The sequence below is a fragment of the Marinobacter halodurans genome, from assembly GCF_004327985.1.
GTDB lineage: Bacteria > Pseudomonadota > Gammaproteobacteria > Pseudomonadales > Oleiphilaceae > Marinobacter_A > Marinobacter_A halodurans.
The window spans coordinates 19,543-30,726 of sequence record NZ_SJDL01000004.1; the positions used below are offsets into that span (position 1 = coordinate 19,543).

General features: G+C 65.6%; 11 protein-coding genes. 8 read left to right on the forward strand and 3 right to left on the reverse strand.

The genetic code is table 11. The features are described from left to right. The first annotated feature begins 41 nt into the window (after positions 1-41). The 4 genes from EZI54_RS03335 (at position 42) to EZI54_RS03350 (ending at position 4,387) form a co-directional block, all read left to right on the forward strand. Positions 42-1,445, forward strand: a complete 1,404-nt coding sequence (locus tag EZI54_RS03335; RefSeq protein WP_131479028.1) for an aspartate ammonia-lyase — start codon at positions 42-44, stop codon at positions 1,443-1,445. Then, positions 1,442-2,479 carry an asparaginase gene (locus tag EZI54_RS03340; protein WP_131479030.1) on the forward strand — a complete coding sequence of 346 codons (1,038 nt, stop codon included), beginning with the start codon at positions 1,442-1,444 and terminating at the stop codon, positions 2,477-2,479. The genes EZI54_RS03335 and EZI54_RS03340 overlap by 4 nt, the downstream gene beginning before the upstream one ends. A gap of 261 nt (positions 2,480-2,740) precedes the next feature. Further along, positions 2,741-3,694, forward strand: a complete 954-nt coding sequence (locus tag EZI54_RS03345) for a bile acid:sodium symporter family protein (protein WP_131479032.1) — start codon at positions 2,741-2,743, stop codon at positions 3,692-3,694. A gap of 9 nt (positions 3,695-3,703) precedes the next feature. Continuing rightward, the gene (locus EZI54_RS03350) at positions 3,704-4,387 is read left to right on the forward strand and encodes a YoaK family protein (protein WP_131479034.1); all 684 of its coding nucleotides are present in this window, start codon (positions 3,704-3,706) and stop codon (positions 4,385-4,387) included. Between the two features lie 2 nt (positions 4,388-4,389). On the opposite strand, the gene EZI54_RS03355 is transcribed toward EZI54_RS03350, so the two are convergent. Genes EZI54_RS03355 through EZI54_RS03365 form a run of 3 tightly spaced genes read right to left on the reverse strand, consistent with a single transcriptional unit; the run spans position 4,390 to position 7,337 of the window. Continuing rightward, on the reverse strand, positions 4,390-5,298 hold the full coding sequence (locus EZI54_RS03355) for a DMT family transporter (protein WP_131479036.1): 909 nt from the start codon (positions 5,296-5,298) through the stop codon (positions 4,390-4,392). 19 nt (positions 5,299-5,317) lie between these two features. Further along, a complete protein-coding gene (locus tag EZI54_RS03360) occupies positions 5,318-6,094 on the reverse strand; it encodes a 2OG-Fe dioxygenase family protein (protein ID WP_131479038.1) in 777 nt (258 codons plus the stop codon). Between the two features lies 1 nt (position 6,095). Then, entirely contained in the window at positions 6,096-7,337 is a 1,242-nt protein-coding gene (locus EZI54_RS03365; RefSeq protein WP_131479040.1) for an argininosuccinate synthase-related protein, read from the reverse strand. A gap of 147 nt (positions 7,338-7,484) precedes the next feature. Here EZI54_RS03365 and EZI54_RS03370 point away from each other — a divergent pair, with 147 nt between their 5' ends. The 4 genes from EZI54_RS03370 to EZI54_RS03385 all read left to right on the forward strand — a co-directional run bounded on the left by EZI54_RS03370 (position 7,485) and on the right by EZI54_RS03385 (position 11,184). Then, entirely contained in the window at positions 7,485-8,429 is a 945-nt protein-coding gene (locus EZI54_RS03370) for a LysR family transcriptional regulator (protein ID WP_131479042.1), read from the forward strand. 95 nt (positions 8,430-8,524) lie between these two features. Beyond that, entirely contained in the window at positions 8,525-9,715 is a 1,191-nt protein-coding gene (locus EZI54_RS03375; protein ID WP_131479044.1) for an AGE family epimerase/isomerase, read from the forward strand. A 72-nt stretch (positions 9,716-9,787) separates the two neighbouring features. Continuing rightward, positions 9,788-10,576 carry a hypothetical protein gene (locus tag EZI54_RS03380; RefSeq protein WP_131479046.1) on the forward strand — a complete coding sequence of 263 codons (789 nt, stop codon included), beginning with the start codon at positions 9,788-9,790 and terminating at the stop codon, positions 10,574-10,576. 92 nt (positions 10,577-10,668) lie between these two features. Continuing rightward, on the forward strand, positions 10,669-11,184 hold the full coding sequence (locus EZI54_RS03385; RefSeq protein WP_207389133.1) for a c-type cytochrome: 516 nt from the start codon (positions 10,669-10,671) through the stop codon (positions 11,182-11,184).

An 11,184-nucleotide genomic window follows, 5' to 3' on the forward strand; every position in this document is an offset into this window, starting at 1 on the left:
CCCTCTCTCCAACCCCGAGAACACCAAGGTGCAACGACACCATGAACACCCGCATTGAGCACGATCTCCTGGGCGACCTGGCGGTTCCCGCCGACGCCTGGTACGGCATCCAGACCCAGCGGGCGCTGGATAACTTCGCCATCACCGGCGTACCGATCAGTCACTTCCCCCCGTTTATCCGCGCACTGGCGATGGTCAAGAAAGCCGCCGCCCTGGCCAACCGCGACCTGGGCAGCCTGGCGCCACACAAGGCGGACGCCATCACCGCCGCCTGCGACGACATCATCGCCGGCCAACTGCACGACCAGTTCGTGGTGGACCTGATCCAGGGCGGCGCCGGCACCTCCACCAACATGAACGCCAACGAGGTCATCGCCAACCTGGCGCTGGAGAAACTGGGCCATCCCAAGGGAGCCTACCAGCGCCTGCACCCCAACGACGATGTCAACCGCTCCCAGTCCACCAACGACGCCTACCCCACGGCCGTGTGCCTGGCGGTCCAGTTTTCCGCCGAGCCGCTGGAAACCGCGATCGTGAACCTGAAAGCGTCGCTGGAGGCCAAGGGCCGCGAGTTCGCCCACATCGTCAAGATGGGCCGCACCCAGTTGCAGGACGCCGTGCCCATGACCCTGGGCCAGGAGTTCGAGGCGTTCGCCGTCAACCTGGGCGAGGACATCGACCGGCTGCACGAAGCCAGCCAGTTGCTGTGCGAAGTGAACCTGGGCGGCACCGCCATCGGCACCGGCATCAACACCCACCCGCGCTACCAGGCGCTGGCGGTGAACTATCTCGCAGAGATCAGCGGCAAACCGATCGTCTCCGCCAGCAACCTGGTGGAAGCCTCCTCCGACATGGGCGCGTTCGTGCTGTTCTCCGGCATCCTCAAGCGCTTTGCGGTGAAGCTGGGCAAGATGTGCAACGACCTGCGCCTGCTCTCCAGCGGTCCGCGCACCGGCCTGGGCGAGATCCTGCTGCCGCCGCGCCAGCCCGGCTCCTCGATCATGCCCGGCAAGGTGAACCCGGTGATCCCGGAGGCGGTGAACCAGACCGCCTACCAGGTGATCGCCAGCGACCTGGCGGTGACCCTGGCGGCGGAAGCGGGCCAGCTCCAGCTCAACGCCATGGAACCGATGATCGTCTACAACCTGCTCAACGCCATGAAGATGCTGGGCGCCGCCTGCTCCATGCTGGAGGAGCGCTGCATCCGCGATATCCGCGCCAACGTCGAGCAGTGCGCCCGGCATGTGGACAACAGCATCGGCATCATCACGGCGCTGGTGCCGCACATCGGCTATGCCAACGCCACCCGGATTGCCTCCCAGGCGCTGCACAGCGGCTCGACCGTGCGCGAGCTCGTGCTGGCCGAGGGCCTGCTCGCACCGGCAACCCTGGACCGGCTGCTCAGCCCGCAGGCGATGCTGGCGCCGGCCGCGGTGGACGCATGACGGCTCGGGTGCTGGTGGTCTACACCGGCGGCACCCTGGGCATGGTGCCGTCGGCCCAGGGCTACGTTCCGGCGACCGGTCTGGAAGACCGCATCCGCAGCCAGCTGGCCGGCATCGCGGCCGTGCTGCCGGCGTACGACCTGCTGGAACTGGACCGGCTGATCGACAGTGCCAACCTGCTGCCGGCGGACTGGCAGCAGGTTGGCTGCGTCCTGCAACGGCACTGGGCCGACTACGACGGTTTCGTGGTCCTGCACGGCACCGACACCATGGCGTACACGGCGTCGGCCCTGTCCTACCAGCTGCGTGGCTGCAACAAGCCGGTGATCCTGACCGGCGCCCAGGTTCCCCTGGGCCAGCCGCGCAACGACGCGGTCGATAACCTGACCAGCGCGCTGATCCTCGCCGCCGACCGGCGCATCAGTGAGGTCTGTATCGGCTTCCGTGGACGGCTCCTGCGGGGCAACCGCAGCCGCAAGGTCAACAGCATGGCCTTCGAGGCGTTCGATTCGCCCAACGCACCGCCGCTGGGTCGCATCGGTATCGGCATCGATCTGTACGAGGATCGGCTACTGCCCCCGGGCCAACCGGACTTCTGCACGCCCGACTGCGATCCGGAGGCCGTCGCCCTGATCACGCTGTTCCCGGGCATCCCGGCACGGCTGATCGACGCCGCCCTGGACTCGGAGCAGACCCGGGGCCTGATCCTGCAGAGTTACGGGGTCGGGAATCCACCCAATGCGGATGTGGCGGTGATGGATGCCCTGGGCAACGCGATCGACCGCGGGGTGACCGTGGTCAACATCAGCCAGTGTCATCAGGGACCGGTCTACCAGGGGGCGTATGCGACGGGGGCGGAACTGAACAGCCTGGGGGTGGTACCCGGCCACGACCTGACACCGGAGGCAGCCTTTACCAAGCTGCATGTCCTGCTGGGACTGGATTGCCCGGTGGATGTCATCCGCGAAACCATGAGCCACCCGCTGGCCGGGGACTGCACCCCGATCCAGGCACCCGGCGCCCAATCCTCGTAGATCACCTTGCAGGTCATGCCGTTGGCCCCGGATCAAGCCACGGGACCATGCGGCAGGAATGAGGCCATTCCGACGATGGCGGCATGGACCGCCCGTCGGCGCCTGGGCGTCGCGCCATAAACCGGTATCGCCCCGGCAGGGCGCAACATGAGACGGGCGATGGCGTTGACGGGACGGCGCCGCACACATATTGTACGCTTGCGAACTATTATCCGAACCCGCCTCCGGGACCCGTCTTCCAGCCAACCTGCAGGATTCGTCATGTCGGCATTCGAACGCATCAATCGACTGTTTCCCGTCTGGGCCATCCTTTTCGCCGCCATCGCCGCGTGGCAGCCGGCCTGGTTCACCGATTTCGCCTTCCTCATCAAGTTGCTGCTGGGCGTTATCATGTTCGCCATGGGCCTGACCCTGTCCCGGCACGATTTCATGGGTGTGGTCCGGGCGCCGCTGCCGGTCGGAGTCGGTGTGCTGCTGCAGTTCACCGTGATGCCGCTGGCCGCCCTGTTCGTGTCCTGGTTCCTGCAACTGTCACCGGAGCTGACCATCGGCATGGTGCTGGTCGGCGCGACGGCCGGCGGCACCGCATCCAACGTCATCACCTGGCTGGCCAACGGCCATGTGGCCCTGTCCGTGTCCATGACGCTGACCAGTACGATCATTTCGGTGGTGGCGACGCCGCTGTTGACGGCACTACTGGTCGGCCAGACCGTGGATGTGCCGGTGGCCAGCATGTTCCTGAGCATTGCCCAACTGGTCATCGGCCCGATTGCCGCCGGGGTGATCATCCACCACGTCCTGGGGCGCCGGATCAAGCAGGTGGAACCGGCCCTGGCGACGCTGGCCATGGCCGCCATCGTGTTCATCATTGCCATCGTGGTGGCGCTCAATGCCGGCAGGCTGTCCACGTTGGGACCGCTGGTCATCGTGGCGGTGGTGCTGCACAACATGATCGGGCTGGCCGGCGGTTACGCCGCGGGCCGGGCACTGGGGTTCAGCCAGCGGGTCGCGCGGACCATGGCAATCGAGGTCGGCATGCAGAACTCGGGGCTTGCCGTGGCGCTGGCCAACCAGTTCTTCACGGCCACCGCGGCACTGCCGGGTGCCCTGTTCTCGATCTGGCACAACGTCTCGGGTTCGCTGCTGGCCGGTTACTGGAAGCGCCGCCCGACGGAAGATGCGGGTCGATCCATAGCGGCCGATACCTCGGCCTGAGGCGGTCACATGGTCTCGCGATTACCCCGATGGGTGGAATACGGCGCGTTCGTGCTGGCCCTGACCGCCGGGTGCATCAACGCCATCGGGCTGCTCGGCGTGTCCCATCAGGCGCTGTCCCACCTGTCGGGGACGGCGACGTCCGTCGGTACCTCGCTGGCTGCCTTTGACCTGACCGGCGCCCTGCTCCTGGTGGGCGTTCTGGTGAGCTTCCTGCTGGGGGCGGCCCTTTCCGGATTCATGCTCTCGGGCCAGTCCCTGGAGCTGGGACGCCACTACGATTCGCTGCTGGTGATTGAAGGCCTCCTGCTCATGGCCGCGATCTACCTGCTTGAGAACGGCCACTTCCTCGGCGCCTGCCTGGCCTCCGCCGCTTGCGGCACCCAGAACGCGCTGGTCACCACCTACAGCGGTGCGGTCGTGCGCACCACACACGTCACGGGCATTTTCACGGACCTGGGGCTGATGCTGGGCAGCGCCCTGCGTGGCGAGGGTTTCGACCGCCGCAAGGCGATCCTGTTCCTGCTGATCATTTCCGGCTTTATCGTCGGTGGCGGCGCCGGTGCGCGGCTGTACCAGTCACTGCATTTCTTCGCCCTCGCCGCGCCGGCGGCCACGTGCCTGGTGCTGGCGGTCAGCTACCGCATCTACAGCCGCCGCACTCGCACACAGGCCCGCAATCACAGTACCTGAGATCAGTTCAGGCTGGTGGCCACGACACCCCGGTGCGTACGCGGCACCATGGAATACAACGCCGCGAAGATGATCAGGCAACCACCGACCCAGCCGGACAGCGCGATCTGCTCGCCCAGCCACCAGACCGCGAACAGGGCGCCAAATGCCGGCTCGGTGCCCATCAACAGCGACACCCGGGTCGGCGCGATGTTGCGGGCGCCGAAATTCTGCGCGAAAAAGGCGAACACGGTGCAGAACAGCACCAGATACACCACGATCAGCCAGAAACCCGGATCCGTCGGCAGCTGACCCAGGGCGGCGGGGTCCGACAGCGCCAGCACCGCCAGCGCCCCCACCCCGACCACGCCGGACTGGATCCCGGTCAGGCTGAGGGTGGAGATCCGCTTCCCGGTCGTCACCTTGCGGGTGACGGTCACCATCAGGGCCCGCAGGACCGCGGCGCACAGGATCAGCAGATCGCCGATGTTCAGCGTGACCTCGCTGCCCGACGTCAGCAACCCGACGCCGACAAACGACACACCGGCCAGCAGGAAATTCTCGAACGAGGGCCGCTGGTGCAGGAGCAGCCACTCCGTGAACGGGGTGAACAGCACACACAGGCTGATCAGGAAAGCGGCATTGGCCGCCGTGGTGTGCAGCACCCCGAACGTCTCGCAGATGAAGACCGACAGCAGGATCAGCCCGGTCGGCAGCCCGACCCGCCAGTCCCGCGCGCCGCCGGCCCGGTACTCGCGTACCAGCACCGGCAGCAGCGTGAAGAAGGTGGCCAGGAAGCGGATGGCGATGAACCCCATCACCGGATAGAACACCAGCGCCTGTTTCGACAGGCCATAGCTGGTCCCCCAGAAGGCCGCAACCAGCAACAGCAGGCACTCGGCCACCGGGAAACCGCGTCGTGTGTATGTCATGGCAGAATCCTTTCTTGTGCTACATGAGCGCTTCCATACGCTCAAAGGCGATCACCAGGACATCCCGGTATGCGGGACCCTGGGGATCCAGGGAATGGATCTCCGAGACTTCATGCATGGTGGTTTCATCATCGGACAGGAGCAGATCCATCGGCTCGGCAAGGGTGACTGACGACAGGTTGCCACCCTCGTTATCGGTGACGCGCGTCACGCCACCGGTCAGGTTATGACGGTTCACCAGCATCGACGCGATGTAGGTGACGCCGTCCCGGTGCAGGCCCTCCGGCGTGGGACGTCCCGGCGCCGCCGGCATCGCCAGTATCCGGTAGGGATGCAGGCGAATCCGCCAGTTCGAGGGATAGCCATCGGCGGCGGTATAGATCCGGGCCATGGTCCGCAACAGGCGATGCAGCACGGGGCTGGCGATGAAGACATCCTCCAGCGGATCGAAATAACGCTGGATTCCGCCGTTGAGCGGATTCACCGACAGCGGCTGGGAATAGGGCTGATGGGGCAGCAACCGCAGCGAATCCCGATCCATGCGGTATTCGAAGCGACCGTATCGACGGTAGCGATAGCGCCCCTGGTCGCCCATGTAGTTGTCCCGGGTCAACCGGTTCCAGCAGTGGGCAAACGCCCGCCATTCGAGGTCCGTGGCGCCCGGCTCCAGGTCCAGCATGCCGGCCAGGGTCTCGCCCGGGATGAAGGAGAAGTCCTGGATGATCAGGTCGGCTGCGGCCGCCTCCGCTGCCGGCGCCAGCGTCTGGCGGGGCAGCGGTACTTCCTGCGCACTCATATCAAGCTCCCATCGCAAGGCGGGTTGCCAACGGCAGAATGTCCTCTTCGGGCTCCATGTCCGCGAGCGTACGCGCGCTGGCCGTGACGGCCGTGCGGGATTCCCACTCGTCGCGGTTGCGCAGGTAACGTGGGCAGACGCCCTGGATGGACTCCAGGCACAGGGCACCGGCCGACAGGTCGTAAGTGATCTTGCCGGAAACATCCTGCGACGCCCGCAGCAGGAACTCATCGATTGCGGCCCGCAGGGTGCCGTACCAGCGGCCTTCGACGGCTTCCCGGACCCAGAGTTGCTCCAGCGCCTGCTTCTCCCGCAGCAGCTCGTAGTCCTGCACCGCGGTTTCCAGGTGGCGGTAGGCGTCCATCAGCGCCAGCGCCGCGGGCGCTTCGCGCACTTCCAGGACCTTCTCGCCGCCGACCAGGTGCTCCAGTCCGGCAAAACGGCCGATGCCGTAGGCGCCCACCACATCGTTGAGGTAGTTGATCAGCGGCAGCGGTTCCATGGCACCGTCGTTGACGGCCACCGGCTCGCCCGCCCGGAAAGTGATGGACAGCTTGTGGCCCGTCGACTCCGACTGGCGGGCGGCGTCCACCCGGGTCCAGGCATAGAGGTTTTCGGGCACGCTGAACCCCTCCGGATTATCCAGCACGCCGGATTCGAATTCCCGGCACCAGAGATTGCTGTCACCACTGACGATGCGCTGCTCGAACGACATCAGCCCGATCGATTTGAGCGCGCGGATCTTGTCGCTGCGACTGATCGAGGTGTATTCATAGGGTGAGCCGTAATAGCCGTTGAAGCCGAGCTGCTCGATCGCGCCGTTGAGTCGGCGCAGGCTGTTCTGCGACTGGGTCGCGGTGTGAAAAATGGCGCTACAACCCAGCGACTCGGCAATATCCACCGCCGCCCGTGCTATAAAGGGACGTGACAGCGAGGAGCTGATGGGAAAGGTATTGAGGTAGCGGGCCTGGGCGCGGATCGCCGGCAGGGCCGCTTCCCGTGTGAACAGTTGCTTGAGGTCGACGATGCGCAGTCGCGCACCGAATCTCGCAGCGACATGGTGCAATGTCGCAACATCCGGATCGTCGCCAAGGTCCACCGCTACGGCGGTCACGGCCACGTTTCGGTCGTAGAGTAATTTCAGGAGGTAAGTGCTGTCGAGACCGCCACTGAATAGGGCCACCACGTGGTCAACCCGATCACACACAAAATCCAGATCCGTCACACTGCGCAGCTTTTTCATCGTCACGCCTTCCCGTTCGAATTTCATGGTGTTATTGGATGGGAGAACCGCAGAAAGCCGGGGGAGGTTTCCTGATAGGTCCACTGGTATGCTAACTAACTGACCCGAATCGGATTAGCCCGGGTTACGGAAAAGGAGTTGTGCACAGTGAGTGCAAATCGCGTGATGTCGATCATGCAGGACGTGGCAGTGTTCGTGACGGTGGTGGAAACCGGCTCGTTCACCTCAGCGGCCCAGAAGCTGGGCTCCACGCCGTCTGCGGTCAGTCGCCAGGTCTCCCGGCTGGAGGACGCCCTCAAGGTGCGCCTGCTGGAGCGGTCCACCCGCAGCCTGCGCCTGAATGCCACCGGGGAAAAGGTCTTTGCCCACTGCAAGTCGGTGCTGGATTCGGCCCAGGATGTGCTGGATATCGCCGACGAGGCCCATGGCGAACCCCACGGCCGGCTCAAGATCGGGGTACCCAAGGCCTATTGCGCGCAGGTGTTGCGCCATGCGGTTCCCCCCTTCCTGAACCGCTATCCGGACGTGGAGGTGCAACTGGTGGTGACGGACCGGACCCTCGATCCTCACTACGACGACGTCGATGCGGTGGTCACCATCACCGACACCCCGATCGAGGGCCTGGTGGCGGCGAAGCTGGGCGTGGTCAAGGCGGTGCTGTGTGCCTCGCCGACCTACATCGCCCGCAACGGCAAGCCGCGGCATCCCAGCGAGCTGGCCCACTTCGACTGCCTGTCCCTGGGCGAGACCGTCACCGACAACATCTGGACCTTCCACCGCGGCGACGAGACCGTCACCGTGGAAACCAACGGCCGCTACATCGTCAACCACACGGAGATCCGCATGGATGCCGTGTGCAACCACTTCGGCATCGGCATCTTTCCCGACTTCACCGTGAACACCCAGTTGCGCAAGGGCACGGTGGTGACGGTCCTCGACGACTGGGCGATCGAGGGCCGCTACCAAGGGCGCGTCAATCTCCAGTATCCCCGGTCGCGGCATGTCTCGCCGAAGTTGCGGGCCTTCGTGGACTTTGCCAGCAATTTCCTGGATGGCGATCTCCAGGGCTCCGGTTATGGCTACGGCGGTTGATGGCCCCCGGTCATCCCAACGGCGAACAGACGCCGGGTGTCCGCTAGGATAGGGTGACGCAGACAACAACAATCCACCCAGCAACGGACGGCCCCATGAACGAGTCCCCGAACTTCCGCGATCCCGCGTTCCTGAGCGATCACATCCGCCGCATCCGGGCGTTCTACGAGGAGCGCTGCAGGGACCCTGACGGCGGTTTTTTCCAGTACTTCCGCAACGACGGCAGCGTCTACAACACGCACCACCGCCACCTGGTCAGCTCCACGCGGTTCATCTTCAACTACGCCAGGGCCGGCCACTTCTTCCAGCGGCCGGACTACCTGGAGCTGGCCCGCCACGGGCTGGCCTACCTCGAGCAGGTGCATTGGGAGCCGGCACAGCGGGGTTATGCCTGGACCCTCGACCATCACCGGCCCGAAGACAGCACCCGCCACTGCTACGGCATGGCGTTTGTCCTGCTGGCCTACGCCACCGCCTATGAATGCGGCGTCGGCGAAGCCCGTAACGGTATCGGGCAGGCCTTCGACCTGATGGAGGAACATTTCTGGCTGCCGGAGGCCGGACTCTACGCCGACGAGGCCAGCGCCGACTGGTCGGTGCTGTCGCCCTATCGCGGCCAGAACGCCAACATGCACAGCTGCGAAGCCCTGCTGGCCGCTTTCGAGGCGACCGGCGAAACCCGCTACCTGGACCGCGCCCACACCCTGGCCCGCAACATCTGCGAACGCCAGGCCGCCCAGGGCGATGGCCTGATCTGGGAGCACTACGACGCCAACTGGCGGATCGACTGGGACTACAACCGTGACGATCCACGCCACCTGTTCCGCCCCTGGGGCTTCCAGCCCGGCCACCAGACCGAGTGGACCAAACTGCTGCTGATCCTGCATCGCCACCGCCCCGAGCCCTGGATGATCGAGCGCGCCCGGGACCTGTTCGACCGCGCCCTGGCCACCGCCTGGGACGACGTCCACGGCGGCATCTACTACGGTTTTGCGCCGGACGGCTCGATCTGCGACGACGACAAGTATTTCTGGGTCCAGGCCGAGACCTTTGCCGCCGCGGCGCTGCTGGCCGAGGCCACCGGCGATGCCCGGTACTGGGACTGGTACGACCGCATCTGGGCCTACGCCTGGGCGCATTTCATCGACCACGAGTACGGTGCCTGGTACCGCATCCTGACCCGGGACAACCGCCAGTACTCGGACGAGAAGAGCCCCGCCGGCAAGACCGACTACCACACCATGGGTGCCTGCTATGAGGTGATCCGGACGCTCAGGAGAAGTTAACCGCCGCTTGCCGGGCATCCCCGGGTCCCACCTGCTACGCTTAAAGGCAGGAAGGGCCACCCCGGAGATGCCATGGCGTTACCGTCGACAGGCGCACAGCACTACACCCTCCTCCTGCTCCCCGGTCTCCTCAGCGAGATCGAGCGGCTGGGCCTGCGCCAAGTCATTGCCCGCTCCAGCCTCACCGCCTCCGACATCAGCGGCCTCTACTTCGAAGCCAAGACCATCACCCGGCTGCTGCCGGACGATCTCGAGTCGATCGATCCGGAACTGTGGCCGGACCTGGTGGAGTGCGTCCGCATCCTGGCCATGCTGGTACGGGAGGTGACCCGGGAGGACCTGGCCCGGACCAAGCGCCAGGCCATCAACCAGTTCCTGCCGCGGGCCCGGCATCAGGTACGCGATGAAGTCCGCCGCCAGCTCGGCGAGGGCAACGTGGATTTCCGGCTCGCCGGCATGACGCGCCCCCGGGCCGGCGGCGAACAGGCCGAGGAAACCTGTATCGAAGCCATCCGCCTGGAGCGGCAACGGCGTTACCGGACCATGATGACCCTCGATCCCGACCTGCTGGGCCATCACCAGGCGGCCATCGTGGAAGAGGCCCGAACCTACGTGGCCCATCAGATGGGCAACCCGCCCGAAGACTTCGGCGCCCTGGACCTGCTGATCCATCTCGGCGATGTCCTCCGGGTCCTGCTGACAGCGGAACAAGACGGCATCACCGACGAAGACACGGCCCCGCCCGGCCATATCTCCGTCAGCAACGTGGTGATGGGCATCGGCAACCTGCTCTATGCCGACGAGTTGGGCCTGCGCGGGGCAACCGCCCCGGCGGATCCGGGCCGGGAAGCCTGCCCCTGAGCAGGCCCTTCGAAGGCGATTGACACCACCGGCAAAGGGGCTAATTTAGAGTGTGCGGTCAAACGTGATCGCGTCCCGTGTCGGAGGCCAATATGGTCACGCGCACTGTTCCCACATCAACGAGGTTCCACCGTTTCCCCTTCCTCCTGGCACTGACCATTGGGCTGTTGTCCGCCACCAGCGGCGGCGTCGCTGCCGATGACCAGGCCGAACTGATTCGCCACGGCCGTTACCTGACCCAGATTGCCGGCTGTAACGATTGCCATACCCCGGGTTATGCCATGTCCGGCGGCAATGTCCCGGACAGCGCCTGGCTGACGGGCGACAGCCTTGGCTGGCGCGGTCCCTGGGGCACCACCTACCCCAGCAACCTGCGGCTGACCATGCAGTCACTGACTGAAGAACAATGGCTCACCCTGGCCCGCACCACGCAGTTCCGTCCACCCATGCCCTGGTTTTCCCTGCGGGACATGTCGGACCAGGACCTGCGGGCGATCTATCAGTTCATTCGCCACCAGGGGCCCGCCGGCCAGCCGGCTCCTGCCTATGTCCCGCCGGACCAGGAGCCCCGGGGCCCGTACGTCCAGTTCCCGGCTCCGACGCAATAA

Bases quoted from the DNA above. Each gene is read 5' to 3' on its own strand.
- EZI54_RS03335 (WP_131479028.1), top strand. From the start codon at position 42: ATGAACACCCGCATTGAGCACGATCTCCTGGGCGACCTGGCGGTTCCC.
- EZI54_RS03340 (WP_131479030.1), top strand. From the start codon at position 1,442: ATGACGGCTCGGGTGCTGGTGGTCTACACCGGCGGCACCCTGGGCATG.
- EZI54_RS03345 (WP_131479032.1), top strand. From the start codon at position 2,741: ATGTCGGCATTCGAACGCATCAATCGACTGTTTCCCGTCTGGGCCATC.
- EZI54_RS03350 (WP_131479034.1), top strand. From the start codon at position 3,704: ATGGTCTCGCGATTACCCCGATGGGTGGAATACGGCGCGTTCGTGCTG.
- EZI54_RS03355 (WP_131479036.1), bottom strand. From the start codon at position 5,298: ATGACATACACACGACGCGGTTTCCCGGTGGCCGAGTGCCTGCTGTTG.
- EZI54_RS03360 (WP_131479038.1), bottom strand. From the start codon at position 6,094: ATGAGTGCGCAGGAAGTACCGCTGCCCCGCCAGACGCTGGCGCCGGCA.
- EZI54_RS03365 (WP_131479040.1), bottom strand. From the start codon at position 7,337: ATGAAAAAGCTGCGCAGTGTGACGGATCTGGATTTTGTGTGTGATCGG.
- EZI54_RS03375 (WP_131479044.1), top strand. From the start codon at position 8,525: ATGAACGAGTCCCCGAACTTCCGCGATCCCGCGTTCCTGAGCGATCAC.
- EZI54_RS03380 (WP_131479046.1), top strand. From the start codon at position 9,788: ATGGCGTTACCGTCGACAGGCGCACAGCACTACACCCTCCTCCTGCTC.
- EZI54_RS03385 (WP_207389133.1), top strand. From the start codon at position 10,669: ATGGTCACGCGCACTGTTCCCACATCAACGAGGTTCCACCGTTTCCCC.